Source organism: Motilimonas sp. 1_MG-2023, assembly GCF_030547455.1.
Lineage (GTDB): Bacteria > Pseudomonadota > Gammaproteobacteria > Enterobacterales > CBDFNC01 > Motilimonas.
In genome coordinates, this window is sequence record NZ_JAUOPX010000034.1 from 1 (window position 1) to 26,475 (window position 26,475).

At 43.2% G+C, this 26,475-nt stretch carries 23 protein-coding genes; 9 read left to right on the forward strand and 14 right to left on the reverse strand.

Annotated features, from left to right (window positions below):
• Window positions 1-188: 188 nt before the first annotated feature.
• The 7 genes from Q4519_RS15940 to Q4519_RS15970 all read right to left on the reverse strand — a co-directional run bounded on the left by Q4519_RS15940 (window position 189) and on the right by Q4519_RS15970 (window position 7,965).
• Complete coding sequence (locus Q4519_RS15940) at window positions 189-2,177, reverse strand: hypothetical protein (protein ID WP_303513944.1); 1,989 nt, start codon at window positions 2,175-2,177, stop codon at window positions 189-191.
• Window positions 2,177-2,686, reverse strand: coding sequence for an ABC-three component system middle component 4 (locus Q4519_RS15945; RefSeq protein WP_303513946.1), 510 nt, complete (start codon window positions 2,684-2,686; stop codon window positions 2,177-2,179). Before Q4519_RS15945 ends, Q4519_RS15940 begins: the two co-directional genes overlap by 1 nt.
• Complete coding sequence (locus Q4519_RS15950; RefSeq protein ID WP_303513948.1) at window positions 2,679-3,911, reverse strand: ABC-three component system protein; 1,233 nt, start codon at window positions 3,909-3,911, stop codon at window positions 2,679-2,681. Before Q4519_RS15950 ends, Q4519_RS15945 begins: the two co-directional genes overlap by 8 nt.
• A gap of 576 nt (window positions 3,912-4,487) precedes the next feature.
• Window positions 4,488-4,943 (reverse strand): EVE domain-containing protein, encoded by a 456-nt coding sequence (locus Q4519_RS15955; RefSeq protein WP_303513949.1) that lies wholly within the window; start codon window positions 4,941-4,943, stop codon window positions 4,488-4,490.
• 62 nt (window positions 4,944-5,005) lie between these two features.
• Window positions 5,006-5,815, reverse strand: a complete 810-nt coding sequence (gene xthA / locus Q4519_RS15960) for an exodeoxyribonuclease III (RefSeq protein ID WP_232801989.1) — start codon at window positions 5,813-5,815, stop codon at window positions 5,006-5,008.
• A 157-nt stretch (window positions 5,816-5,972) separates the two neighbouring features.
• Window positions 5,973-6,866 carry a DMT family transporter gene (locus Q4519_RS15965; protein ID WP_232801990.1) on the reverse strand — a complete coding sequence of 298 codons (894 nt, stop codon included), beginning with the start codon at window positions 6,864-6,866 and terminating at the stop codon, window positions 5,973-5,975.
• 91 nt (window positions 6,867-6,957) lie between these two features.
• Window positions 6,958-7,965: an ion channel gene (locus Q4519_RS15970; RefSeq protein WP_232801991.1), complete on the reverse strand. Its 1,008-nt coding sequence runs from the start codon at window positions 7,963-7,965 to the stop codon at window positions 6,958-6,960.
• 187 nt (window positions 7,966-8,152) lie between these two features.
• Between Q4519_RS15970 and Q4519_RS15975 the strand changes: the two genes are divergently transcribed.
• A complete protein-coding gene (locus Q4519_RS15975; protein WP_303513953.1) occupies window positions 8,153-9,115 on the forward strand; it encodes a glutathione S-transferase family protein in 963 nt (320 codons plus the stop codon).
• Between the two features lie 66 nt (window positions 9,116-9,181).
• Here Q4519_RS15975 and Q4519_RS15980 read toward each other — a convergent pair whose 3' ends face one another.
• Window positions 9,182-10,837 carry a response regulator gene (locus Q4519_RS15980; RefSeq protein ID WP_232801992.1) on the reverse strand — a complete coding sequence of 552 codons (1,656 nt, stop codon included), beginning with the start codon at window positions 10,835-10,837 and terminating at the stop codon, window positions 9,182-9,184.
• A 165-nt stretch (window positions 10,838-11,002) separates the two neighbouring features.
• On the opposite strand from Q4519_RS15980, the gene Q4519_RS15985 reads away from it, so the two are divergent.
• Entirely contained in the window at window positions 11,003-11,542 is a 540-nt protein-coding gene (locus tag Q4519_RS15985; protein WP_303513957.1) for a VC2046/SO_2500 family protein, read from the forward strand.
• A gap of 39 nt (window positions 11,543-11,581) precedes the next feature.
• Here the strand turns inward: Q4519_RS15985 and purU are convergent, their stop codons facing one another.
• From purU to Q4519_RS16010, 5 genes are all read right to left on the reverse strand, one after another.
• Entirely contained in the window at window positions 11,582-12,418 is an 837-nt protein-coding gene (purU, locus tag Q4519_RS15990) for a formyltetrahydrofolate deformylase (protein WP_232801994.1), read from the reverse strand.
• Between the two features lie 32 nt (window positions 12,419-12,450).
• Complete coding sequence (locus Q4519_RS15995; protein WP_303513960.1) at window positions 12,451-12,924, reverse strand: YchJ family protein; 474 nt, start codon at window positions 12,922-12,924, stop codon at window positions 12,451-12,453.
• Between the two features lie 181 nt (window positions 12,925-13,105).
• Complete coding sequence (locus Q4519_RS16000; protein WP_303513963.1) at window positions 13,106-14,548, reverse strand: leucyl aminopeptidase; 1,443 nt, start codon at window positions 14,546-14,548, stop codon at window positions 13,106-13,108.
• A 78-nt stretch (window positions 14,549-14,626) separates the two neighbouring features.
• The gene (locus tag Q4519_RS16005; protein WP_303513966.1) at window positions 14,627-16,624 is read right to left on the reverse strand and encodes a prolyl oligopeptidase family protein; all 1,998 of its coding nucleotides are present in this window, start codon (window positions 16,622-16,624) and stop codon (window positions 14,627-14,629) included.
• A gap of 333 nt (window positions 16,625-16,957) precedes the next feature.
• Complete coding sequence (locus Q4519_RS16010; RefSeq protein ID WP_303513968.1) at window positions 16,958-17,149, reverse strand: hypothetical protein; 192 nt, start codon at window positions 17,147-17,149, stop codon at window positions 16,958-16,960.
• Between the two features lie 33 nt (window positions 17,150-17,182).
• On the opposite strand from Q4519_RS16010, the gene Q4519_RS16015 reads away from it, so the two are divergent.
• From Q4519_RS16015 to Q4519_RS16045, 7 genes are all read left to right on the forward strand, one after another.
• The gene (locus Q4519_RS16015; protein WP_303513970.1) at window positions 17,183-18,199 is read left to right on the forward strand and encodes an ABC transporter permease subunit; all 1,017 of its coding nucleotides are present in this window, start codon (window positions 17,183-17,185) and stop codon (window positions 18,197-18,199) included.
• 5 nt (window positions 18,200-18,204) lie between these two features.
• Entirely contained in the window at window positions 18,205-19,248 is a 1,044-nt protein-coding gene (locus Q4519_RS16020; RefSeq protein ID WP_303513973.1) for an ABC transporter permease, read from the forward strand.
• Window positions 19,249-19,354: 106 nt separating this feature from the next.
• Complete coding sequence (locus Q4519_RS16025; RefSeq protein ID WP_303513975.1) at window positions 19,355-21,163, forward strand: extracellular solute-binding protein; 1,809 nt, start codon at window positions 19,355-19,357, stop codon at window positions 21,161-21,163.
• Window positions 21,144-22,187 (forward strand): ABC transporter ATP-binding protein, encoded by a 1,044-nt coding sequence (locus Q4519_RS16030; protein WP_232802001.1) that lies wholly within the window; start codon window positions 21,144-21,146, stop codon window positions 22,185-22,187. Before Q4519_RS16025 ends, Q4519_RS16030 begins: the two co-directional genes overlap by 20 nt.
• Window positions 22,187-23,161, forward strand: a complete 975-nt coding sequence (locus Q4519_RS16035) for an ABC transporter ATP-binding protein (protein ID WP_303513978.1) — start codon at window positions 22,187-22,189, stop codon at window positions 23,159-23,161. Before Q4519_RS16030 ends, Q4519_RS16035 begins: the two co-directional genes overlap by 1 nt.
• 83 nt (window positions 23,162-23,244) lie before the next feature.
• Window positions 23,245-23,886 (forward strand): pyroglutamyl-peptidase I, encoded by a 642-nt coding sequence (gene pcp, locus Q4519_RS16040; RefSeq protein WP_303513980.1) that lies wholly within the window; start codon window positions 23,245-23,247, stop codon window positions 23,884-23,886.
• Window positions 23,887-23,956: 70 nt separating this feature from the next.
• Entirely contained in the window at window positions 23,957-24,247 is a 291-nt protein-coding gene (locus Q4519_RS16045) for a YkgJ family cysteine cluster protein (RefSeq protein ID WP_232802004.1), read from the forward strand.
• 86 nt (window positions 24,248-24,333) lie between these two features.
• On the opposite strand, the gene Q4519_RS16050 is transcribed toward Q4519_RS16045, so the two are convergent.
• Window positions 24,334-25,938 (reverse strand): ABC-F family ATPase, encoded by a 1,605-nt coding sequence (locus tag Q4519_RS16050; RefSeq protein ID WP_232802005.1) that lies wholly within the window; start codon window positions 25,936-25,938, stop codon window positions 24,334-24,336.
• Between the last annotated feature and the right edge of the window lie 537 nt (window positions 25,939-26,475).

Below are 26,475 nucleotides of genomic sequence, written 5' to 3' on the forward strand. Positions count from 1 at the left end.
AGGCTCATATCATTTCCTTAATCTATTGACGTTATTGTCTCAAAATTAAGTGTCCGATGGGATTAGACCAGAACACCTCTATGACTTTCCACTTTTTCGCTAATCGATGCTCAAACATAATTTACGTATAACGCCTCAAACACCGGCGCAGCTTTGCTGTGTCCGAGTGCTTTGGCTTGTTACATTTCTCATTTCTTAGGGGCCGAATCCCAGTCATCGATTAGACCTATTGGAAGCCCATTGATACCGTTAGATCTGTAGTGGGCTATTTCAAAACCTTTGTTTTCGTACGCAACATCCCGAGGCATGTCATTATCTACCAATATAATCTGACAGAGCTTGCCTTTGTTATCGAACTCTTCAGCAATCGCTACCAATGCATTGAATAGATTTCTGTATTTCTCTGGATCTGCCACACCGTCAACATCATTTTCGCTGTCAATTTGACTGTCATCAGAATCTTCGGGAGTTTTCCCCAGAAATTTTCCTACTGTGTCGATCATTAATAATCCTGGAATATTTGTCTCTTTACGTAACTTCTGCAGTAAAATTGACGCCAAGTATCCGATAGAGACAATTGTTCTAAGACCACCTGAATTAATTTTTCTGTATTCAATATTTCTGACTTTTGGAAAAAATGTCTTTTCGTCTATTCCTACCCCGTGGTGGTTTTTAATCTTTACCTGCTGAATAAATTTGTTGATATCTGTTCCTAGATCCTTCAAAACATTATCAAGTGACGGGGCGTCGTTTTTGAGCTCATCTAACTTAATCTTTAGCTTCTCGATCGTCCCTTCTAGGCGGCCTATTTGGTCAGCGAGTGCAGCTTGCTTGTTTCTTACTCTCAGAGAGTGAACTGCTTTTTCTCGACGTTCGTCAAGCTGCGCTAATTCTTTGACTATTGCGTCTCGCTCGGCTAGATACGGGGAAATAGAGTTTGAAAGCTCTTCATCCATTATTTCTCTGGCTTTACTTTTCTCCAGATATAATTCTGCAAGGAGGGAGTTGGCGGTTTCTAAATCTGATCTATTATCAGATATCAACTGTTTAAGATCTTTTAACCTCCTCTTGATCGATGTCAGCTCACTTTTTAAACGAGTTTCGCTTGGGATATCAAATTTGTCGGAAATATCACCAACATCGATTATAGTTTCGCAAATAGGGCAGCTTGTTTTCTCTTGGACATCTCTACCTATAATCTCTTTGGCTGATAGGCTGGATTCAATTCTATCAATGTCATTTTGGTAATCGTTGAGGAGCCGGCTAAATCTTTCAATGCTTCGAATAGCGTTACTCTTTGCTTCTTCTTGCTGCTCAATATTCAAATTGATTGTGTTTAGGGCATCCTTGAGACCTTCATATAGTTCATTGTCGCTCGTCATTCGTTTATTTAAATCTGAAAGCTGATCTTTCACTTCAACTTTCATGTTGTCTATGTTGCTTATTTCATCATCTAAATCTTCAGCGCTTTTAAATTCAGTTTGAGACAAAAAGTGACTTATAGCGGAGTACTGGTTTGCAATCTGCGTCTTCTCTTGTGTTTTGCTTGCAATATCTACTTCTATCTCGGATATTCCAGAATCGAGAACATTAAATATGTACTTAAAGACTTCCCTATTTTTTGTTTCAAGTACATGATTCCCAATGTTTAGCATGTGAGCGCTGCCCACATCGTCTTGATCCAAGTAAATAAACTTGAACAAGTCTAGGAAACTAAGCCTGGCTGTTTCTGATGAATCCTTGGTTGGGGCCTGCTTTAATCGAACAGCGGGAAGTTCTAGCGCCTCAAGAATGAATTCGGAAAGACTTTTATTTTGATCGTCTCCCTTGGTAATACTGGATTTGTACTTTTCGGGAAAAGAGTTTGATATTTCAGAGTACTTACAAGAATATACGTCAATATCTCTGGCGGGATTGAAAATATCCCTGCTGATGCAGTAGGGTGTTCCATTTACGCTTATTTCAAGTACTGCATACTTTACTGATGAAGAAATTTCTTCGTCTATCTTGATTTGCTTTCCACCAAGAAGATAGTAAACAAGCCTGAGTATGCTTGACTTTCCTGTGTCAGCATCACCATAAATTATGTTAATTCCTGGGTGAAATTTAACTCGATAATCTTTTCGATGCCCGTGCAGTATTAAATTTTTTAAAAGTAATCCTTGAGAGAGATCCATTATATACCCTGTTTTAACACTGTGTTTATATACCCATTGAGTTTGCTAGGGCTCTGCGATTGAAGCGATGAAAGTTGTTCAGTAAACAATTTTATCTTTCGGAAGTACCCACTCTCTAGGTTGCTTAAGATAGACTTTCCGGTATCCGTCAGGTCAAATAAAAATCCTTCTGAGCTAGAATATTCAGACGACAAATATTTTTTAGATGAAAGTATTTTTATCATGATCAATAGCCGCTCTCGATCAAAGAGCTCGTCAACATTTACAGAAAGTGTGTCCACGGTGTAATAGTCGACATCATCGATGGCGATTTGGCGCTTGTTAGCCAACATTAGCACTTTGTTCAAGAAAGCTGGCTTAGTGACTAGGAAGTAGAACGATTGAATTTTGTCAATAGTTAGTACTTTCTTGTTTCTGGACGTTTGCGCAAGGCTCCCGAGTATCAAGAGAAGTATGCCTAAGTTATAGTGCAGCTCCCGTTCTGGCTGGATAAATGGAAGTTTATTCACCTGCACCCTCCGCCAAGAGGTCTCTAAGTGATTCTGCTGCCCCGTCTTTTACCCACCAAATATTTTCATCTTTTGAGTTCGCTAGTTGGTGGAGCATTCCTTGTTTGTGGATGGCGTTAATAAACAGAATAAACGTGTCTAAAAAATTCTTATCTTCTTTAATGATTGTTTCGTGTACATCCGCTAACAATAATCCAGAATTTGGGATGCCGTCATGAATATATTTTGTGTAGCTATTCTGATAAACCTTGCGTATTTTTGCATATAATTCAGCTAGTCGCTTTTGATCCGAAGCGCTACTAAATATTTTCCTTATATACTCTGCATTCAGGAAGGCTTCCTTGGCTTCTCTTATTGTGGTGTTATGTATATCAGCAGAGATTAATTTTAAGACAAATAGTTCATCGTCAAAGTGTGTTTCATCTTCAAGCTGTTTTAGTTCGAGCGTTGATATCCCAGGATCATTCTTTTCAAAATCTAATATTATTTGTTTGACGGCCATGACGATCGTGCTGGCGGGATTCTCGGGTTTCGTAATGCTGGTGTGATCTTCATCTACAGATATTGCATCCGATTTTTCTTTATCTATCGGAACAGCGCTTGTCTTTTTGACAACCGAATCATGCAAACCGTAGAAATACTTTGTGGCTGGCCTTAAGCTAGTTTTTAGCCATTCATCATTTATCTTATGAATAAAATCATTGAGTGGTGAAAGTCCTTCTATCTGAAGGTTTTCACTTATTAATTTTCCAAAAGTTGCTGCCTCTGCTCCTTGGTGGGGTACAGCCAATGAGATAAATAGCTTGATTTTTGATGGTGTCTTTTCTTCAATATCTTTTGTGATAGCACTTTTAGTTACCAATCCGCCCATGCTATGAGCAACAACGATAATATTGTCATATGCTTGTAGCTTGAATCGGATTTCAGTTCTAAGTAAGTTTCCGATTTCCTCAATGCTTATGTTGTTAGCCAGTTTTCCATGTGAAGTTCCAAACATACGCTTCACAAGCGTATAAACTTTACCCGCCTTGGCAAAAAGGTTTAGTAACTTGGTGAAGTATGAAAAGTGGGCTATGTCATAATTTTCTGAAATTTCTAAATCATCAGAGAATAATTCGGGGAAGGAGCGTGCCTCGCCATTCCTCCAAGTCGCTTCTCCTCCGCAAAATCCATGAACAAATAGGATTAGGTTCTTTTTATTTTGCTGAGAAATGAATTCAATCATTTGACTTTTCCTTTTTATGAACCACTAACATCTTTTTCCTACTCCCTTTGACGACTCTGCCTAAACCTGGCGTAAAATGTAACAGTGTTTTATACGGAATTCCGTATAGATCCCGCACGCTACCGCACGAAAATCGTCATTCCGTAAAAAATAAATTAATAATATTCAGCAAGTTAAATGCTCTTTTGTTAACCGTAACAAGCAACACAGGGGAAAACAAAGCGAGCCTAGTATTTACCGAGACCAAATTTGGCCCCCATAAAGGATTTAGCTGATTCATTTTGTGATTATATATCAAAGCATTAGAAATGAGGTGTGAACAAAGCGAGACTTTTACAATTTATTTACCGCGCTAAAACTTGGTAAAACTAGCCAAACGCCATTATACCTGTACAAATAAATAGTATGTAAAGCAGGCGATAGGCCATGGCTAAATCACCATTCATCGAATCGATTAGAGCAGATTTGCGGGCTCGCCGTTATAGCTTACAAACCGAAAAAACGTATCCATTTTGGCTTCCCAATGGAGAGAGTGACAGCGCTTGTAACGCGTTACCTTAAGAGCTGCCGCAAAAGTTAAACCATAGCCTCAATTTGTTGCCATTCTTGCTCGGTAACGGGCTGCACAGAGAGTCGCCCTTGTTTAACCAATATCATATTAGCCAATTCTGGCTGCGCTTTAATTCGTCCTAGGCTGATCACGCGTGGGTAGGTCAATTTGTGCTTAATATCCACACAAAACCAGCGGGGGGTATCAAAGGTGGATTTAGCATCAAAATATTTGCTGTTTTCATCGTATTGTGCGGGATCAGGGTAGGCGGCGCGAACAATTTCGGCCACGCCAACTATACCAATTTGCTTACATTGGCTGTGGTACATAAATACTAAGTCGCCCTCGGCCACTTTATCTCTTAAAAAGTTACGCGCTTGATAGTTTCGAATGCCATCCCATTTTGCGGTTTGGTTTGGCGCGAGTTGTAGATCGCGGATACTGTATTCGTCGGGTTCGGTTTTAAACAGCCAATAATTCATTATTTTGTTTCACTGGTAAGGCAGATGAGCGAACGGATACTCGCTCATCCGTTTGAGATAAATTAGTTACTAAAACTGGTCCAAATGGGGGCATGATCAGAGGGCTTTTCAATGCCGCGGAGTTCATAATCAATACCAGATTCGGTGGCTTTCTCAGCTAAGGATGCCGTAGCAAGGATCACATCAATACGTAGGCCGCGATTATCATCAAAACCTTTTGAGCGGTAATCAAACCAGCTGTATTGATCACTAACCGTTGGATTTAATTGACGGAAGGTATCAACTAAACCCCAGTTGGTTAAGCGCGCGAGCCATTCTCGCTCTTCAGGCTGAAAGCTACATTTACCGGTTTTTAGCCAGCGCTTCGCATTGATGTCGCCGATCCCGATATCAAGATCAGTTGGCGAAATATTGATATCTCCCATCACAATCAGCTGTTCGCCAGCCTGGTGCTGGGTTTCTAAATACTGCTGTAAGTCGAGGTAGAATTGGCGTTTGTAAGGATACTTGGTTTCATGGTTAATATTGTCACCTTGTGGGAAGTAGCCATTCAAAATACGCACCGGTTCGCCGTTTGCGTCTGCGACCGTGACCATGATCATGCGACGTTGGGCATCTTCAGAATCGGTCGCAAAGCCTTTTTGTACCGCAAGGGGCTTTTGCTTACACAGCATAGCTACGCCGTAATGGGCTTTTTGACCATGAAAATAAACGTGGTAACCCATGGCTTCAACGTCTGCGAGTGGAAAAGCATCATCGTGAACTTTAATTTCTTGCAGGCCAATGACGTCAGGCTGGTGCTTTTCTATTAACGCTTGCAGCTGATGTAGGCGTGCGCGCAGGCCATTGATGTTAAAAGAGACAATTTTCATGATAAAAATCCAATTCAGAATGTGGCCACATACTAGTGCAGCTATAAATAAGATTCAATCTGGATCCTATACCCAATCAACCTGGAGAAGCTTGAAACATGCATCTTCAAGTTGATTGGGTATATACCCAAGTATCTCTGGGCTGATTGGGCATATGTTAGCTTTGGCCAATTGGTTTCTCTGCCGTAGGGGCCGTTTTTTTATGCTGCTGACTAATGTAAACGCCGATAAAGATACAGGCAATGGCCAGCCCTTGTAATAGTGAAATAGTTTCACCCAGTAATAAAACGGCGAGTAGTAACGCAAAAACAGGGATCAGGTTTGAAAATGCCGCCACTTTTAAAACGCTCACTTTGGCGATGGCGTAATTATAGAGTCCGTAAGCACCAATCGTAACAAAAGCCCCAAGATAAACAATGCAGAACAAACTCATTAAGTCTTGCTCTGCAGGGAACGGGATAACAAACGCTTGGGGAGCAAAAAATAAGCTGCCACTGATCCCTTGTAAGGCAATCAAGCTAAGCGGCGAGTAACGCGTGGATAGTTTTTTCACACACAGGGTATAAACCGCGGCAAAAAACATGGCACCCATTTCCAGCGCGTTACCCAAAAGTGGGTTTGGTGCGTGCTCGGAGGTATTTGATACCACAGACAGTAAAATACTGCCGCCAATGCAAAATAAAAAGCCCACCGCAATGGCACTTGAGCATCGCTCTTTTAGGAAAAACCATGCCAAAACTGCGACAAAAATGGGTAGGCAAGACACTAATACGCCCGCTTGCGCGGCAGAAGTATAAAGTAACGCTTGGCCTTCAAACCAAAAAAATAAGCAAGGCTCAGCTGCGCTCATTAACAGTAGTAGTTTCCAGTCGCCTGACTGATAGTTAAATTGACGTACCCAGCGCCATAAGCAAGCGCAGCAAATCAAAGTAATAGACATGCGTAAAAACATGACCCATTCAGGGGGATAAAACTGAATGGCATGTTTGAGTGCGATGTATGAGCTGCCCCAAATGATCATGGCAATGGTTAGGCTGAGGTTAGCAGGCATGGCAATTAGTCCGTTAATATACTGCAGGTGATTAAATTAGCAGCTAATTTACCTGTAATAGTCGGGCTTATCCAGCATAAATGAAAAGACTTTAACGAGTCATTTTTTTTACAAATACCACCACGAATAAGGCAATAGTAAAGCTACCAGTGAAGGCTTCTATTGCCGCCATGCCGCGTGATAGGCCTATCGGGGTAAAGTCACCATAGCCTAGGGTGGTAAAGGTGACTACGCTGTAATAGAGACATTCGAGCAACGAGATAAAATTTTCCATTATGCTGTGATTAACATTGAAGGAAACAATTTCACCAGCAAAGCTAATACCAAAAATAAAGTAAAAAATAGCACTGACAATAATCAGTAAAATCGAAAACAACACCACGCGCAGTGGGTCTTCACCATAACCGCAGAATAAATCGACTGTTTTAGAAAATAACCGTGCAAATGACCATTTTGGCATTTGATAACGCCGCATTTTTAGCTCTTGCTGTAAGAAGGGGCCTGCGAGTGTAAATAATCCTTGTTGTTCACTGGCTTTACGTAAATCACGATAAATTTCTTCTGCCTGCTCGTAGTTATCCCAAGCGGAGTTCAGATCATTTTCTTTTAAGGCTTGTTCGGCGCGTTGTTCTTGCAGTAGTTTTTTACCAATTTTTACATTATCTATTTTCGCTTTAATCAGCTTAACGCCAAGTAAATTGCATTCCTCTAAGTGTACGCAATGAATATTCGCTCCTGTTAAATCGGCCTTCATTAGGCTGCCTTTGCAAATCGAGGCGTTAAATAAGTGGGCGCCGCGCAGGTTGGCACGGTAGAAGTCACAGGCGGTTAAATCATAACCGGTTTTAGAATGACGCTTTACTAGATTGACGCCCTCTAAATTAGCGTGTTGTAGCGCTAAGCCGTGAAGCATTCCGCCTTGAGCGGCATATTGTTCTAAGCGGCTGGCTATATCCTCACCTGACTTATCGGTATTGGGATCGTGCCAAAAACACAGTCCTGACGAGCCTGCTGCTGCTTCACATTGCGCACCTAAGTGATCAACATACTGGCAATGATGTTGGCATTCACTTAATGGTTCTTTAATGCGTTCAGACATAACCCTTTCCCTACTAATGCCTTAGCTGAGTATAGGCGAAAGAATCTGGCTTGCTACAGGAGATAGGGAGAGGGCAAAGTGATAATGTTGGTAAAAAGTTCTAATTAATTGAATGGTTTTGGCGAATTATCTAGCTTGTTATCGAATTTTTATTAATTACACTTAATAAATTAACAAGGGAGGAATGATGGGATTATTAGTAAAGGGTCAGTGGCAAGACCAGTGGTATGATACCGAAAAAAGCCAAGGTGAATTCAAGCGAGAGCAAAGTCAGTTTCGCTTTCAAATCACACCCGATAGTGAAGCCGGCTTTTTCGCGGAGTCTGGGCGCTATCATCTATATGTTTCCTTAGCTTGTCCTTGGGCGCACCGCGCCTTGATCTTTCGTCAGCTAAAAGGTTTAACCGAACATATTAGTGTTTCTGTGGTCAGTCCTGATATGCTTGAAAACGGCTGGGAGTTTGATCAACAAGCTGGGCTGGTGGATGATCTTTATCAAAATGACTATCTCTATCAGGTTTATCAAAAAGCCGATCCGCAATACACTGGGCGCGTGACTGTGCCTATTTTATGGGACAAGCACACCCAGTCTATCGTTAATAATGAATCGGCCGAGATCATTCGTATCCTCAACTCTGCATTTAACGAGCTAACAGGTAATGACCAAGATTACTACCCGTTAGCGTTACGACCAGAAATAGAAGCCATTAATCAAAGAGTATATGAACGAGTAAACAATGGTGTGTATCGATGTGGTTTTGCTACCACTCAACAAGCGTATGAACAAGCCTTTACGGAATTGTTTAATGAGCTTGACCATCTAAATGGCTTACTTGGCAAGCAACGCTATTTGGTTGGTGATACGTTGACTGAAGCAGATTGGCGTTTATTCACGACATTAGTACGGTTTGATGCAGTATATGTGGGTCATTTTAAGTGTAATCATAAGCGCATTGCTGATTACCCTCACTTGCAGGGCTATTTAAAAGAGTTATATCAAATGCAAGGTATCGCTGGCACGGTTAATATGGAACACATCAAGCGCCATTATTATTTTAGTCATACTATGATTAATCCGACTCAGGTTATTCCTGTCGGCCCTCAACTTGACTTTGATTCCCCTCATCTGCGTGACGAGCAAAGTAGTTAGCATTGAGAAGTCGTTAGCCAAAACCATGCAGCAGGCAATCAAAAATATTGCCTGCTGCATGTCGCGCTATTTTTTCCCAGGCATTCGAGCTGCTTGATGAAAATCTGCTTTTAAGGCTAGGAATCGTTCTCTGTGCGCGCCGGATAAAGGCACGCCTTCTAAGGTGCTAATACAGCTTTCACATTCTTCAATGAATTTACGTGCCTGCTTTTTATCCGCTAATAGCAATTTAATACTGGCCTGAAGTTTATTAATTGCAGCACCTGAGTTCATTGGCGCTTTTTTCAAGGCGCGATCAAAATAGCCTCGAGCGGCTTCAAAATCACCATGCTCGTATGCTTGCTTACCCATTTTATTAAGATCTTTGAATGCGGCGAGGGTTTCTTTCATTTCACCTTGAGCCACTTTTTCCAATGTTTTACTGGTGACATCATCAAGCACATCACGTGTGGCTAAGGTATCGGCCATTGCCTCGGCATATTCATATTCACCAATGCCGGCTAAGGCTAGCATAGACTCCGCTAATATAGCGGTCGACGCATCATCATGCTGCTCTAAAATCGGTTCAATGGCGTGTAATAAGGTGCGCTTTGCTTTTAGCATTTCCCCTTTGGCTTCATGCACGCGGGCATGACAAATATGCTCGTACATATCAAAATCAAAGTCTTCTTGGCGGCCTTCTTCATGACGACCTTTGAACAGAGCTGAATGTACATCTTGCAGGATCCGGTTTCTACGGTGAGGATCTTCGGTGTGTTTTGCTGCGTCTAAAATACTGCGTACGTAGTTGGCTAAATGCTCCACAGCGGGGTAAAACGAATTACGCGATAGTTGTAAAATGGCGCCAAAGCTGTCTTTGGCCATGTCAAACTCTTGGGCGTCGGTAGCAAGACGCGCCAGCAGTTTATGCCTATCAATGCTGTGGTAGGCTAACTCTGCCGCCCGAGTGACAATACTCAGAGCCTTCTCTGGATGGCCTTTTGCTTCATAAGCCCGGCCAAGCCATTCATAGGCATCAATGAGTAAGGCATTTGATTTGATGACTTTCTCGAGAGTGGTGATTGACTTGTCGTATTTTCCTTGCAGAAAATATACTTTACCTAAGGTAATACAGGCCCAAGTAAACTCACGCTGTTCAACAATTTTTTCTAGTAAGACTTGCGCCGAGTCGTAGCGCTCGGTGCGGATCAGCATCTCTGCCATTAAGTTACGGCAGTAATTTTTGTACCGGGTATCTTCTTTGAGTTTACGTCGGCAGTAAGCGGCTGTTTTATCGTATTCTTTTTCGCGTAGCGCGGTATAAATATCCACTAAATCGGATTTTTTTCGGTAACAGCGTTGCACCCGAGTATCTAATTGATGGCCCGAAAAAGGCTTCATTAAATAATCATCAGGCTCAAGTTCAAGGGCAGTAAGCACCATTGAACGAGAATTATCGCCCGTCACTATAAATAACATAGCGTCAACACTGACTAGGTTGTGGTTACGTAAGTATTCAAGTAACTGGCGGCCATTTTTACCTGAACCTAGGTTGTAGTCCACTAACAATAAGTCAAAGGAGGTTTCACGGCAGAGTTTTACCGCCGCTTCAGCAGTGTCGGCAAAAGAAACAGAGCCACAGCCTAAGTTAGTGAGCATGGCTTTTAACATGACTTGGAAAGCACGTTGATCGTCAACGATCAGCACTTTCTTGTTGTGGTAACTATAAGCTTTTGGTTCCAATGAGGTTTCCTAGTGTTTATTCAGTACTTTAAGCAATTTAAGCCAGCCACAAAAGTGTAGTCAAAAATGTATCGGGCTTGCATTATAAAGTGAAGATAAATATTTATTCATGTTTTCTTCTATTGTGCCGATATCAATCTTAACCTTGCTAACTTGTGTGATGAGATGATATCAGGACAAATTCGCCAACATTTGCTTACCGATGAACTGCAGTTAGGGCAAAGCCTTAATCAGGCTATTCATCAAGGACAGCGAGCGCAGTTCTCGTTGTTGTTAAGCATGCTTTGTGCTGATGTTCCTGAACTACCTCAATTTGGTTTAGCCGATAAGCCTATGATGAAAAAGCCAGAGGCTGATTTACGGGCTGAATTTGGTTTAGGTCAACCTCTGCCTATTCGTGGGCCTGGTATTTCGGCAGACAGAGCAAAATCGTTCAGTGAGTTAACGGCCCAAGGCCTTAATGCAAGTGTTCGCTTACAACAGTTATTGCAACCTACGCCTTTATGTCAAAATGATCCCACTGGCGGTTTAGGCCAAGAAGTTTTGGATAATGTCAGTCTAAAAACGCGCTTGCAGTGGATGGAAAAAATGAACAAAACGGTTCCCGAGCCCGTTAAATACGACGAGATTAGCATGAATCAGATCATTGAAGGCTTTGACTACGATAAAGAGCTAAAACTACATAAGCTTGATATGGTGGCGTAAATTAAGGCCTGCTTAACAGGCCTTATTGTGTCGAAGCGACTATCTGAATACGACGGTTTTGTTACCGTAAACAAACACTTTTTCATCTAACACCAGCGACAATGCACGCGTTAATACTAATTTTTCAACGTCTTTACCCGCTTTCGCCATGTCTTGTGCACTAAAGCTGTGATCAACGTGGATAACATCTTGGGTAATGATAGGCCCTTCATCTAAATCATTATTAACAAAGTGCGAGGTTGCGCCAATGATTTTAACGCCGCGATCGAACGCTTGCTTATATGGGCTGGCACCGATAAAAGCAGGTAAGAAACTGTGGTGGATGTTAATGATTTTATTCGGGTAATTAGCTACAAATTCCGGCGTTAATATACGCATGTATTTTGCTAGTACCACATAGTTTGGATCATATTGATTAATCAATTCAACAATTTTGGCTTCGTGCTCAGGACGAGACAAACCCTCGTGGCTCACAGTGTGGTAAGGAATATCAAATTTAGTTACTAAGTCTTCCAATGCATCGTAGTTACCAATCACCGCAGCAATTTCAACATCCATGCCACCGTAAGCTTGCTTCATTAAGATATCACCAAGGGCATGTGCTTCTTTGGTTACCATAATAACAATACGTTTACGCCCAGCTTGTACTAAATTGCGATTAGCACCTTTGGGCAGTGCTGAATCAATATCGGCTAAGAACGTCGCATCATTAAAGTGGCCTTCTAATTCGGTACGCATAAAGAAGCGGCCAAAGTCATTATCAACAAACTCATTATTCTTAATGATATTTAGCTGGTGCTTGTAACAAATGTTGGTAATTTGCGCGATTAGGCCTTTTTGATCTTGGCAATCGGTTAACAGTATTTTACGTTCCATCTTAGTGCTCAACTCAAATTATTTTTAATTAATTATTTGCCACAACAGGCTTTAAATTTCTTTTGACTCATACAGGGGCAAGGATCATTGCGCCCCGGTAGTCGTGATTTTTTATTCGGATTAAATGCCCCGTCGGTGTAAACCCATGCGCCTTCAACACGGCTAAACTGCGATATTTCGTGATGATAATGCAGTTCGTTATTGACCATAAACCAAGCGCAAAATTCAACCGAGCCTTGGCTATCATTCGGCCCACCTTGGCTGGCTAAAATTTGCAAGCTGCGCCAATCGGTTTCTTTGCCTGATTGGGCTAAGGTTTCAGGTGTTAGGTCGGCACGATAATCGGGGTGCCAAGTGTTAAATAAATATTCCCCTAATTGCTCAATATAAGCACTAAAACGTGAGCGCATGAGAGCTTCACAAGTGGGGGCCGCGAATTCACCTAAATGTAAAGGTTGGCAGCATTTTTCATAGGGTAAATCATTACCACAGTGGCAGCGCGTCATTTTATTCTCCTTAACGGCGCTATTATGCACAGGTTGGGCAGGATAATGAAGTAACGAGAGGGAAGAAAAAAGGACTAGGTTAGCGCAATAGACCAAGAAGCAGTTAACCGAGCGGCTAACTGCTTTGTTATTTCAGCTAGTTAAGCTATCTTTGCCATATTTTAAGCAATACAGATAGCGCTTACTTTGCTTGCTTTGCAAGTAGGTATTGCGTCAGCATTGGCACCGGGCGGCCCGTTGCACCTTTACTGCCTTGCCATGCTGTACCTGCAATGTCTAAATGTGCCCAAGTGTATTTTTCAGCAAAGGCTTTCAGGAACATGGCGGCAGTAATTGAGCCTCCCGCGCGTGCAATTGAGCCGGTATTACGCAAATCAGCAAATGGAGAGGTAATTTCAGCTGCGTAATCGTCCCATAAAGGCATTGGCCAGCCGCGATCCCATGACTCATTCCCTGCTGCTAATAGTTCGCTGCTTAAGTTATCATCATTGGCATAAACCGCAGTAGGGTGCACCCCTAAGCCAACGATCACTGCGCCAGTTAATGTCGCAATATCTACCACGCTGGCTGGGTTAAAACGCTCTGCATAGGTCAGAGCATCAGCTAATACTAGTCGGCCTTCGGCGTCAGTATTGATAATTTCAATGGTCTTACCACTCATGCTAGTGACCACGTCACCCGGCTTAGAAGCGCGTGCCGAAGGCATGTTCTCAGCTGCAGCAATGATAGCAATGACGTTTAACGCAGGCTTCAGTTCAGATAAGACATGCATGGTACCTAACACGGCAGCGGCCCCGCCCATGTCGTACTTCATTTCTTCCATGCCAGCACCTGGCTTTAGGCTGATACCGCCACTGTCAAAAGTTAACCCTTTACCCACGAGTACGTGTGGGGCTTGATTGGCTTCGCCGCCTTGGTATTGCAGCACAATCAGCTTAGCCGCTTCATCGCTGCCTTTTGATACTGACAAAAATGAGCCCATGCCCAAGGCTTCCATATCTGTTTCTTCAAGTACTTCTATTTCAAACTCGCTGTGTTGCTCAGCCAGCTTAGCGGCAAATTTGGCGAGGTAGGTTGGTGTACAAATATTTGACGGCAAATCGCCCAGCTGTTTGGTGACATTCATACCATTGGCGATGGCTTGACCTAACGTCACCGCGGCATCATTGGTATTTTCAGTAATAAAAACCAGTAGCTCGGTTTTAGTGACTGGTGCTTTTTCTGACTTAGTGATGTCGTAGCTGTACAGGCTGCTGAGCCACTGCTGAGTGATTTGCGTTAGGGTCCAGCTAATGTCACGCTTTTCAGGAACGAGTACGTCAACTAAGAGGCTAAGTTGAGCTTGGCTTTCTTTTAGGGTGACAGCTAAGTTTTGTACTAATTTGAGTAGTTCATTTTCACTGAATTTTTCACGTTTGCCGGCGCCAACAAGTATCAGTGGTTGCTCTGCGTTGAAGAACGGGGTGACAACACCCGCTTTAGTGCTGATCTGCTCTTGTTCGATCAAGGTTTTAATTTGCGCTTCAGCTGATAAACCCGAAAGGGCGCAGAGGTCATCTTTGAATACAGGAACCACAAGGGTGCCCGTTATTGCTTGTTCTGGTGTTGCAAAAATAAAGTTCATATTACCACTCAGTTTATTTCGTTGTATTACATGGTGAAGTTAAATGAGCTTCACCTTCGTGATTCAAATTCGCGCGCTTTATTTATGGCCTAGGCGATGCCAGAAGTAGGCAAAATCCATGGCTTTGGTATAAGCGCTTTGTTTTAAATCAGCCGCGCCAGCATGACCTCCTTCGATGTTTTCATAGTAGAAAAATGGGTGGCCAAATTCTGCCATTTTAGCGGCTAGTTTGCGGGCGTGGGCAGGATGAACACGATCATCCTTGGTTGATGTTCTCAGCAACACTTTAGGGTAGTTGCGATTTTCGACTAAATTTTGATAAGGCGAGTAAGTTTTGATAACGGCCCAGTCTTCTGCAATATCGGGATTTCCATACTCTGCCATCCAACTGGCACCGGCTAAAAGTAGATGAAAGCGTTTCATGTCCAGTAAGGGTACCAGAATATTAATTGCATTAAACAGTTCAGGGCGTTGAGTTAAGCATACGCCCATCAACAAGCCGCCATTTGAGCCGCCCATTGCGCCAAGGTGTTTTGGTTGGGTCACCTTACGATTGATTAAATCTTCTGCAACAGCAAAAAAGTCATCATAGGCGCGTTGGCGATGATGAGTGAGAGCTGCCTGATGCCAAGCTGGGCCAAACTCGCCACCCCCACGGATGTTGGCGATGGCATATGCGCCCCCTTGTGCGAGCCAAGTTTTACCCGCATGCGCCAGATAGCTTGGCTTTAATGCAATTTCGAAGCCGCCATAACCATACAAAATAGTGGGGGTGTTGCTATCGAGTAACAGGTCTTTTTGTGCGATCAGAAAATAGGGAACTTGCGTACCGTCTTTTGAGTTAACCCAATGCTGCTGCACCTGAAGATTGCTTTGATCAAATTGAGGCGCTAATTGGTATAAAATTTTCGGCTGCTGATTAGGAGCAAGTAAAAATAATGATTCTGGCAGCAGGAAGCCTTCAGCTTTAACGAGTACGCTGTCGTCCTCTTCGCTGGCATCAATAACCGATAAACTTAAGTTTGCCTGTGGCGTGAGATCAGTGGCATGCCAGCTTTTGTCGAGGCCAAGTAAGCGCGAACTAACGTTTTCAAGTAGCTCAAGGTAAAGTACGTTTTTGGCTGGCGTAATGCGCTGGATTGCCGCTTTGCCACTAGGGCGGTACACCAGTGTTGGCTCAGGCTGTTTAGATAATAAGCTTGCCATTGGCAAAGCGACTAAATCGGCTTGTTTAAACTCAAGCCAATCTGTTTTTAAGCTGACCAGTAAATGGTCGTTAAACAGCCCTTGAATATCGTGTTGTTCAGGTAAGGGCAGTTCGATCAATTGCTGGCCAATTAGGATATAAGTGCGGTGATGGAAAAAATCAACACAGCGAGTGACGCCAGTGTATGATTGTTCGCCTTGCTCTAATCGAAAAGTAAAAAGGCCCATTTCTGAAGTCGGAATAGTCAGTAGCGACTGACTATTATTAAGATCTTTTTGACGGCTCCATAGTTTAACTTGTGCCGGATAGCCAGAATCAGTCAAGCTGCTTGGGCCAAAATCCGTTGCCACTATTATTTGCTGTTCATTTACCCAAGCGACCATGTTCTTGGCTTCAGGTAAGTTAAATCCGTCTTTTTCAAACCTGTTTGTTTCAAGGTTAAATTCGCGAATAATGCCTGCATCACTGCCGCCTGGGCTGAGTTTAACCAAGGCTTTGTTGTGCTCTGGTGCCAGTACATCAATGCCGCCAAGAACCCAGTTGGCTTGCTCATGTTTATTTAAAGCATCAAGGTCAAGTAAGGTTTCCCACTTGGGCTTGCCAGCCACAAAATCGGAAAAGGCTGCTTTACGCCATACGCCTTTGATATGGTCTTTGTCTTGCCAAAAATTAAAGTAATTGCCGTCGCGTCGAGTCCCATAGGGGATTTTTTGGTTGTTCTCTAGGCTGCTTAAAATCGCATTTTGAAATGGCTTAAATACAGGGATTTGCTCTAACTCGGCTTGGCTGCGTTGGTTCTGCTCCTTTACCCAATCAAGGGCAAGTTGGCTTTCCACTTCTTCTAACCATAAATAGTTGTCTTGTTCCATGTGTACTCCAAATTTTAAGGTGAAATGGTTTTCCGAGCCACCAAAGTGAGAAATAGGTGTCAGCCAAATTAGTGGAATAATGCCAAATTGGATCTATCAAGGCATAACACAAGGCGCATTGAGTTAACAAAGTGTCTATTAATAAGCTCTAAAGGCGCACTCAGTGAGGCTTGAGATGAGCAACAGGTATATATCAATTGAGAATTATTTTCACTTATAAAAAATCGATTATGTGTTACAAACACGATTTTGTTCCTTGCTTTTCGCGCTATTAACTGGGTAAGCCATGGGCAGGATCATTTACTGATACTCAGCGTATCGTGCAGTGAGGTTTTAGGGGTGAGCGCAGTAAGACAAAGGAAATGCCGTGCTAGAATGCGCCAATTCTAAAATGGTGCGACAACTATCAACAGCCAGCCAACATTGTTTAATCGGCACTGTTAACACGAAGGTGGTTAGGGTGGTGCTCAGTTTAGTCTCATCGGGCAACATGATTGCTTGGCCGAGTCGGCAGTACTGATTCATAACGAATCATTAGCTCAAAAAGGAGAGAGGGTTGTGCTAGCCTATTTTATCCGGCGTTTATTGCTGGTTATCCCTACATTTATTGGTATCACCGTATTGGTATTTACCATCACTCGTTTTGTGCCCGGTGGGCCAATGGAACGAGCCATTGCTGAAATGCAGCAAATGAGCTTGTCTCAAGGCAGCAGCATGAGCAGCAACTCGCTGTCAGAAGAGCAATTAGCTGATTTAAGCGCTTTTTATGGCATGGATAAACCCGTTTGGCAGGCCTATCTCGATTGGATGGGTAAGTTGTTACAAGGTGACTTAGGTGAGTCGACTTTTTATCAAGATCCGGTATTAGACTTGATTCTTGATCGGCTTCCTGTTTCAACCTTTTATGGCGTTTGTTTATTCCTTATCAGTTATGGCGTCTCTATTCCCTTAGGGATTGCCAAAGCGCGTCACCATGGCAGCTGGTTTGATAATTTATCTTCTATTGCGATATTTGTTGGCTTTGCGCTGCCCGGGTTCGTGGTCGGTATATTGCTGTTAACAGTATTTTCATTTCAACTGGAATGGTTCCCATTTGGCGGTTTTGTCAGTGATGAATTTGAAGACTTAGAAACCCTTGGCGAACAAGTATATGAGATCCTCTGGCATGCCGTGCTGCCTTTGCTGGCCTATGCAATTGGCGATTTCGCCATCCTCACCATGACCATGAAAAACTCGCTAATGGAAAATTTGTCAGCAGATTATGTTCGTACTGCAATTGCTAAAGGATTGCCTTTTGACAAAGCATTAAAACAACATGCATTGCGCAACAGTTTGATCCCTATTGCCAGTCATTTTGGCGCGGTAGTGAGTGTGTTCTTTGCTGGTTCGTTTTTGATTGAAGCCGTGTTTAATATCGACGGTATTGGTTTACTGGGTTACGACGCGATATTACAGCGCGATTACCCTGTCGTGATGGGGATTTTGGTGATGACCTCCATTGCCATGATGATCGGAAATATCTTATCGGATATCTGTGTTGCTATAGTCGATCCACGCGTTAAGTTTGGGAAGTAGATGATATGAAATTAAATCCATTAACCCTAAAAAAACTTAATCGTTTTCGTTCTATTAAGCGTGGTTATTATTCAGCTGTTATTTTATTCATTTTAATGATGCTGTCGGCTTTTGCCGAGCTGTGGGTGAACAATCGAGCCATCGTGGTGAGCTATGAAGGTAATTGGTATTTTCCAACTTACAGTGATGTATACCCAGGCAAAACCTTCGGTCTTGATTACGCTTATGAAACCAAGTATCGCGAATTACAATTGCAATTTGAGCAAGATGGCAGTGATAACTGGGTAGTGATGCCGATCATTCCCTATAACCCATTTGAAAACAATTATTCAGAGGGGGAATACCCACCAACGGCACCTTCATTTGAAGATAAGCATTACCTTGGCACAGACACTTACGGCCGTGATGTAGCTGCGCGCCTGATTTACGGTTTTCGTTTAGCCATGGGCTTTGCCTTTTTGGTTATGGCTATTTGTTACGCCATTGGTGTTACTGTGGGCTGTTTTATGGGGTATTGGGGCGGCAAGGTTGACTTGTTTGGCCAGCGTATTATTGAGATATGGAGTCAACTACCGGGTATCTATGTGATCATGATTATCGTGTCGATATTTGGCTCTAACTTCTGGCTCTTTGTCATGATCATCGTGATGTTTAACTGGACCGCGATGACTTGGTATATGCGCACGTTGACCTATAAGGAAAAGGCTCGTGAATACGTGATGGCAGCCAAAGCACAAGGGGCTTCAACTGCTCGTATTATTTTTAAACACATCATGCCTAATACCTTGATGATGATAGTGACCATGGCGCCATTTACCATAGTCGGTAACTTAACCTTACTGACCTCACTCGATTACTTAGGTTTGGGGCTTGCGCCGCCAACGCCGAGTTGGGGGGAGATGTTGTCACAAGGCAAAGATAATTTAGACGCAGTGTGGATTGTGGCCTCGGTAGTGACGGCGATTGTGTTGGTGCTAACCATGGTGACCTTTGTCGGTGAAGCCATTCGAGAAGCGTTTGATCCGAAAAAGCACACTAAATATATCTAACTAGGTGAGCTGGCGCTAAGTGAATGAGTTGCGCCAGATTAACCGCCGCTGTCGCCATGATAGTTCGTGGCTGACAGCGCGATGGACAAAAGTAAAAGGACAGATTATGAAGTTAAGTCTTAAATTGCATCAGGCCATTTTTGTTATTGCCAGCTTAGTTTCTGCGGCGGCTTATAGCGCCGAGTTGCCAGAAAACTTGCAGTGGGAAAACAACAATGATGAGCCTGTTTTTGCCTCTGACCAAGCAAAGAAAGGTGGTACGCTGCGTCTGTTTGCTGATAGTTATCCGCCGACATTTCGCGTGGTTGGACCAAACTCCAATGGTGAATTTAGAGAGTATATTCTAGCCAATCAAATGGCGTTGACTATGCTGCATCCCAACACGAAAAAATATATTCCGCAAATTGCTACCGATTGGGCGATCACTGAAGACTTTAAAACCGTTTATTTCAAGCTTGATCCAAGAGCGCGTTGGTCTGACGGTGAAAAAGTAACTGCTGACGATTTTGTTTATGCCCGTGAGTTTCACTTAAATCCGAATATTAAAGCGCCTTGGTACCATGAGTATTACACCAACCAGCTGGTGAATGTGACCAAATATGATGATTACACAATATCGGTAACGTTAGGTGAAGCGAAAGCGAAAGAAGAGCTGATTGGTTCAACAAGCATTATCCCCGTGCCTGAGCACTTCTATAAGGGGCGAATTGGTAAAAACTGGGTTAAAGATGCCAACTGGGAAGTGGCACCTAATACAGGCCCTTACATTATGTCTAAATTTAAAAAAGGTAAAACGGTTACCTTAACGCGCAATAAAGACTGGTGGGCGAAGGATCTTAAATTTCAAAAAAATCGCTTTAATGTGGATAAAATTCGCATCAAGGTAATTCGCGATAAAGCCATTGCTTATAAGCACTTTTTAAAGGGCAAGCTAGATACTTTTGAAATGCCTGAGCCGATTTATTGGCATGAAAAAACCAAAAAGCGAGAGTTTGCTCACGGTTATATTAAGCGCACACTGGCGTATAACGACAAGCCACGCATACCTTGGGGCATTTACCTCAACACTCAGTCGTCGATTTTGTCTGACATTAATGTGCGCCTTGGCTTGCAACACGCAATCAACATGCAAAAAGGGATAGATAAAGCATTACGTGGCGATGTACAGCGTTTACCGCAGTTCACATCGGGTAATGGAGACTATCAAGCTGATATTCAGCCGCGCGAGTTTGACCTGAAAAAAGCCGCAGAATACTTTGAAAAAGCGGGTTGGGGAGCACGTGACGACATGGGCATTCGCGTTAAAGATGGGCAAACCCTATCCGTAGAGCTGATGTATAGCGGAGATGAGCGCAACGACATGATGGTTATTTTACGTGAGGAAGCGAAAAAGGCCGGTGTTGATTTAGTACTTAATAAAGTGGACTTTACGACCCGAATTCGCACCGTTGGAGAGAATAAGCATCAAGCCTACTGGGGAGGTTGGGGAGTGGGTGTTTTAGCTCCCGCTTACTGGCAGTTCTTCCATTCTGTACATGTGGGTCAAAACAATACTAATAACACCACTAACACCGCGGATCCTGAGCTTGATAAATTGATTGAAGCTTATCGTAGCGAATTCGATGTCGCAGTACGCATTAAACAAGCTAAGCAAATTCAGCACATGCTACACGAGCAAGCAATGTTCATTCCGGGCTATCAAGAGTCAACCTCTCGAGCGGCACATTGGCGCTGGGTGCACTTACCTGAAGTACCTATTACGCGCTCGTCTCGTGAAATGTTCAGGCTAGGCGGAGCAACGCGCTTTGGCTTGTTCTGGATTGATGAAGAAGAGAAAAAAGCGGTGTTAAGAGCCAAGAAAAAGCGTGAACCTTTTGAGCCGGAGTTGAAGATAGATGAAACCTTTAAAATCTAACCTTAGCTCAAGTCATGAGCAGCAAGAGGCAATAAGTAATTTAGGCGAGGTGGTTTTAGATGTACGTCAGCTAGAAACCACCTTTACGACTGAGCAAGGCCCCATAAAGGTTCTTGATGGCGTAAGCTTTCAAGCCAAGCGCGGTCAAACTATTGGTATTGTCGGTGAGTCTGGCTGCGGTAAAAGTGTTACCTCACTTTCTATCATGGGTTTATTACCTCGTCCTCATGGCCAAGTCACTGGCGGTGAAGTGATTTATAAGGGGCAGGACGTAACGAAATTGCCACCAGAAAAGCTCTATGAAATGCGTGGTGATCGTATTGCGATGATTTTCCAAGAGCCAATGACAGCATTGAACCCAGTGCATACTATTGGTGAGCAGCTCTGTGAGGTGTTTCGTTTACATCGCCCTGAATTTAATAAACAGCAGCGCAAAATTGAAGCGATTAAAATGCTGAAAAAAGTGGATATTCCAGCACCTGAAAAGCGCTTTGATGTTTACCCTCATGAGCTATCGGGCGGCATGCGTCAGCGAGTAATGATTGCCATTGCCCTTGCGTGTAAGCCGGATATTTTGATTGCGGATGAGCCCACCACTGCGTTAGATGTGACGATTCAAGCGCAAATTTTAAGCTTGATGAAAGACTTGCAAAAAGAAACAGGCATGGCAATTATTTTTATCACTCACGACTTAGGTGTGGTTGCTGAAATTTGTGATGAAGTGGTGGTGATGTATGCGGGAAGAGCAGTAGAAAAAACCAATGTGTTTGAACTGTTTGAAAATCCACGTCATCCATACAGCCGTGGTTTACTTAATTCAATTCCTCGCCTTGATGACAAACCGAAAACACGGTTAAACACCATTGAAGGCTCAGTGCCATCCCTTGCCGATATGCCAAAGGGTTGTCGTTTTTACAATCGCTGTCCAGATCGTCAAAATAAGTGTGAGAGCCAAACGCCAGTACCTGAAATGATCGCTGATGATCATATGGTGAGCTGCTTAAGGTTGAAGGAGTTAAGCTAATGAGTGATGTTGTATTATCGATTCGCGATCTTAAGCAGCACTTTGCTATTGGCGGAGGCTTGTTTTCAAAGAAAAAATTTGTTTATGCCGTTGATGGTATCAGTTTAGATGTTAAGGCCGGCGAAACGTTAGGGTTGGTGGGCGAATCGGGATGTGGAAAAAGTACCGTAGGGCAGACTTTACTTAAGTTATACGAGCCAACCTCAGGTAAGATTTTCTTTGAAGGGCGTGATATCACTGACTTACCGGTCAGAGAAATGGCTGAGCTGCGCAAAGAAATGCAGATTATTTTCCAAGACCCTATGGAAAGTTTAAATGCGCGCCATACAGTGGGTGGCATCATGGCTGAACCGTTTGAAATTCATGGTATTGGGACTCCGGAAGAGCGTCGCGTATGGGTAGAAGAACTATTAGTAAAAGTCGGGTTACCAAAGACAGCGGCAGATCGCTATCCTCATGAATTCTCAGGGGGGCAGCGTCAACGTATTGGTATTGCAAGGGCTATCGCCTTAAAGCCAAAAATTATTGTATGTGATGAAGCGGTATCAGCGCTGGACGTCTCGGTGCAATCGCAGATTGTGAATCTGTTACTTGACCTGCAACAAGAAATGAACCTAGCACTGATATTTATTGCCCATGATTTGTCAGTGGTAAAGCATATCTCTGATCGCATAGCTGTGATGTATTTAGGCAAAATTGTAGAAATTGGCGCTGCTGAAACGTTGTATAAAGAGCCAAAGCATCCTTATACTCAAGCGTTAATATCGGCGATCCCTATTCCCAATCCACGCTTACGCAACAAACGGATTATTCTCAAAGGTGACGTGCCATCGCCGATGGATCCGCCTGCGGGATGTCATTTCAATGCTCGTTGTATCCATGCCACGGATTTATGTCGCGAGCAGCGACCCGATCTGGTTAGTGTTGGTGAAAACGGTCATCAAGCTGCGTGTCATTTAGTGCAGTCAAATTAGTAAAGCCAGTTATCCTTGACGCCGCCGAGCACTTTTTGTCAGGCGGCGTTTTTTTTATGCTTAGTGTTAGTTGAATAACAGTAATGAAAACTATTTTAGTGGCGGGTTTTGAACCGTTTAATGGCCAAGCCATTAACCCTGCCAGTCAGATCTTGCCCATGTTGGCCAATTTTCGCTTCGCGGAAGGGCAAATATATTGTCATCAAATACCTGTTGTAGGGCAAAAAGCACATAAGAAATTATTGCAGTTAATTGAATGTTATCAAGCTGATATAGTGATTGTGCTCGGCCAAGCTGCAGGGCGGTCTGATGTTACAATTGAACGCGTGGCGATTAATGTAGATGATTTTCCGATTGCTGATAATGACGGACAACAGCCGTTAGACCAAGTGATTATCGAGGGTGGCCCCGCAGCGTATTTTAGTACATTGCCGATCAAGTCGATGTGCCAAGCCATATTGCAGCAAGGGATTAACGCTAGCATTTCAAATACGGCCGGCACCTTTGTTTGTAATCATGTGTTATATGCATTGTTGCATTCACTGCGAGATAGTGCGGTGCGGGCAGGCTTTATGCATTTACCGCTATTGCCTGAGCAAACTCAGGGTACTAATAAGCCGAGTATGGCGCTGGCTAAGCAAACTATGGCACTGCAAAGTGCTATTTCGGCTTTGTTATCTACACCTGAAATAGAAGGGCAAGTGATTACAGGCTCTCAGTGTTAGTTGAGATAACGATTCATATTCCGGCACTATCGGCGTAGTATGAGTGAGTTTAAGTTACTGGCCACTGTTAATGTCTATTGATGTAATAAACCTATCAGCCCCCGAAATTACATGCGCTAATTGCCAAGCTTGTTGCTGTCGGCTCGAAGTGATGATTATTTCAGATACAGGTGTACCTGAAGAGCACATAGCGGTGGACTCTTGGGGTGGTGAAACCATGCTTAGACTTGAGGATGGCTGGTGCTCGGCGCTTGATCGCGATACCATGATGTGCAGCATTTATGAGCTGAGGCCGTGGATTTGTCGTGAGTTTGAAATGGGGTCATACGAATGTGTTGAAGAGCGGACTGCGCATTTGTAAGGTATTTTATGTGGTCAGTAAAAGGCATCGCACCCACGCAATGCCTTTTTATTAACTCATACTAGATTTATTTATCCAAACTAGAGCTAAGCGACTTTTTTCGCCTCTTTCTGGCTTGATAGGTACTCATCAAAGGTACCTTGAAAATTAACCACTTGTTTATCTTTAATGTCGATAATACGCGTGGCCAATGAGGATACAAACTCACGGTCATGACTGACAAATATCAAGGTACCTTCAAAAGCCTTAAGGGCGCTGTTGAGGGCTTCGATGGCTTCCATATCCATGTGGTTAGTTGGCTCATCCATGATCAACACGTTAATGTCTTGCATCATTAGCTTGCCAAATAGTAAGCGGTTCTTTTCACCACCGGAACAATTGCGGGCTTTTTTATTGGCGTCATCATCGGTAAAGAGTAAGCGACCTAACATGCCTCGCACCATTAAGTCGTTATGTATCGGCCTGCGCCACTGCGACATCCAGTCCATTAGCGTTAAGTCATTATCAAATTCGTTACCGCTGTCTTGAGGGCAATAGCCGATGGAAGCGTTTTCCGACCATTTAACAACACCTTCTTTTTGGCTTAATTCATTGACTAAGCAGCGTAAAAACGTAGTTTTACCAACGCCGTTTTCACCGATAATGGCAAGTTTGGCACCGGCTTCTAAAATTAAATCGCCGCCTTGGAACAGAAGTTCATCATCAAAACCGTGGGCAAGGTTTTCTAATATAAGTGCTTGGCGATGCATTTTTTTGCCCGCTGCAAAGCTAATCGAAGGCATTATACGGCTTGATGACTTCACTTCGTCGAGCTTAATTTTATCGAGTTTTTTCGCGCGTGAGCTGGCTTGCTTCGCCTTTGATGCATTAGCGCCAAAGCGGTTGACAAAGTCTTGTAGTTCATCAATTTCGGCGCTCTTTTTCGCGTTTCCTGCTAATAATTGCTCACGTAGTAAGCTTGATTGCTCAAGGAAGTACTCATAGTTACCCGGATAAATTCGCAGCTCACCATAGTCGATATCGGCCATGTGGGTGCATACCGCATTCAAGAAATGCCGGTCGTGCGAAATAATGATCATGGTGGATTTACGTTTGTTGAGTTCGTCTTCTAACCACGAAATAGTATGAATGTCCAAGTTGTTGGTTGGCTCATCGAGTAGCAAGATATCTGGATTAGCAAACAGCGCTTGGGCGAGTAGCACACGCAGTTTCCAGCCTGGCGCCACTTGTTGCATCAAACCGTAGTGGAATGATTCTTCAATACCCGCTTCAAGTAAGATCTCTCCAGCGCGACTTTCGGCGCTGTAACCGTCCATTTCAGCAAATTCACTTTCTAAATCGCCGACTCGCATGCCATCGGCTTCGGTCATATCGGGTTTAGCGTAAATGCGATCACGCTCTTGTTTGACTTTCCACAGTGCTACGTCACCCATGATCACTGTGTCGATAACACTGTATTGCTCAAACGCAAACTGGTCTTGGCTCAGGGTGCCCACTTTTAAGCCCGGAGTGATAGACACATTACCTGAAGAGGGCGTGAGCTCACCGCTTAGGATCTTCATAAAAGTCGACTTACCACAGCCATTAGCGCCAATTAAGCCGTAACGATTGTTGTGTCCGAACTTAGCGGAGATATTTTCAAATAACGGCTCGGGGCCAAATTGCATGGTGATGTTTGCGGTGGAGATCAAAAACAAGTTCCTCAAGGTACTAAATGGGTAATGGCGATCTAACGGACTTATTTAACGTTGTGACAGCCCGAATATTACGGTGGCAAAGTATACAGTAATAAACTATCAAACATTGATTTAAATCACACTTACTTCTGCAGGTAAAACCGCAAAGCCTTGTTTACCGAATAGTTACTGTTGATATTTCACAACTTGCATGTCTGAAGATAACGGTGAGGTTGTTTATTAAACAAGTAGATATCACGAAATGTGTCATGTTATAGCGTTAAAGGAGGTAGGCATACTGACTATTTTTCCCCTGCAAAAACGCGGTAAATATGTCCCTATACGATTTGCGTTTTCATCCCTGAAAATGAAATTTTGCAGTAAAAATATACTTTATCCATTCGTAATAGGCTTAAGCAAAACTGAGGTTATTTTAGTCATTGACAACGTCGTGGATAATTTATCAAAAAGAAAAGCCAGCAAATTAGCTGGCTTTTACATTCCGCATTACTTAAACACTAAACAGTTAGCAGTAATGTTATGAATTTTAGT

Excerpts from the sequence above, each read along its gene's own strand:
- Q4519_RS16005 (WP_303513966.1), bottom strand. The coding sequence starts at position 16,624 with ATGGAACAAGACAACTATTTATGGTTAGAAGAAGTGGAAAGCCAACTT.
- Q4519_RS16035 (WP_303513978.1), top strand. The coding sequence starts at position 22,187 with ATGAGTGATGTTGTATTATCGATTCGCGATCTTAAGCAGCACTTTGCT.
- Q4519_RS16025 (WP_303513975.1), top strand. The coding sequence starts at position 19,355 with ATGAAGTTAAGTCTTAAATTGCATCAGGCCATTTTTGTTATTGCCAGC.
- Q4519_RS15985 (WP_303513957.1), top strand. The coding sequence starts at position 11,003 with ATGATATCAGGACAAATTCGCCAACATTTGCTTACCGATGAACTGCAG.
- pcp (WP_303513980.1), top strand. The coding sequence starts at position 23,245 with ATGAAAACTATTTTAGTGGCGGGTTTTGAACCGTTTAATGGCCAAGCC.
- xthA (WP_232801989.1), bottom strand. The coding sequence starts at position 5,815 with ATGAAAATTGTCTCTTTTAACATCAATGGCCTGCGCGCACGCCTACAT.
- purU (WP_232801994.1), bottom strand. The coding sequence starts at position 12,418 with ATGGAACGTAAAATACTGTTAACCGATTGCCAAGATCAAAAAGGCCTA.
- Q4519_RS15995 (WP_303513960.1), bottom strand. The coding sequence starts at position 12,924 with ATGACGCGCTGCCACTGTGGTAATGATTTACCCTATGAAAAATGCTGC.
- Q4519_RS15970 (WP_232801991.1), bottom strand. The coding sequence starts at position 7,965 with ATGTCTGAACGCATTAAAGAACCATTAAGTGAATGCCAACATCATTGC.
- Q4519_RS16020 (WP_303513973.1), top strand. The coding sequence starts at position 18,205 with ATGAAATTAAATCCATTAACCCTAAAAAAACTTAATCGTTTTCGTTCT.
- Q4519_RS16045 (WP_232802004.1), top strand. The coding sequence starts at position 23,957 with ATGTCTATTGATGTAATAAACCTATCAGCCCCCGAAATTACATGCGCT.
- Q4519_RS16000 (WP_303513963.1), bottom strand. The coding sequence starts at position 14,548 with ATGAACTTTATTTTTGCAACACCAGAACAAGCAATAACGGGCACCCTT.
- Q4519_RS16030 (WP_232802001.1), top strand. The coding sequence starts at position 21,144 with ATGAAACCTTTAAAATCTAACCTTAGCTCAAGTCATGAGCAGCAAGAG.
- Q4519_RS15965 (WP_232801990.1), bottom strand. The coding sequence starts at position 6,866 with ATGCCTGCTAACCTCAGCCTAACCATTGCCATGATCATTTGGGGCAGC.
- Q4519_RS15955 (WP_303513949.1), bottom strand. The coding sequence starts at position 4,943 with ATGAATTATTGGCTGTTTAAAACCGAACCCGACGAATACAGTATCCGC.
- Q4519_RS15940 (WP_303513944.1), bottom strand. The coding sequence starts at position 2,177 with ATGGATCTCTCTCAAGGATTACTTTTAAAAAATTTAATACTGCACGGG.
- Q4519_RS15975 (WP_303513953.1), top strand. The coding sequence starts at position 8,153 with ATGGGATTATTAGTAAAGGGTCAGTGGCAAGACCAGTGGTATGATACC.
- Q4519_RS16010 (WP_303513968.1), bottom strand. The coding sequence starts at position 17,149 with ATGAATCAGTACTGCCGACTCGGCCAAGCAATCATGTTGCCCGATGAG.
- Q4519_RS15950 (WP_303513948.1), bottom strand. The coding sequence starts at position 3,911 with ATGATTGAATTCATTTCTCAGCAAAATAAAAAGAACCTAATCCTATTT.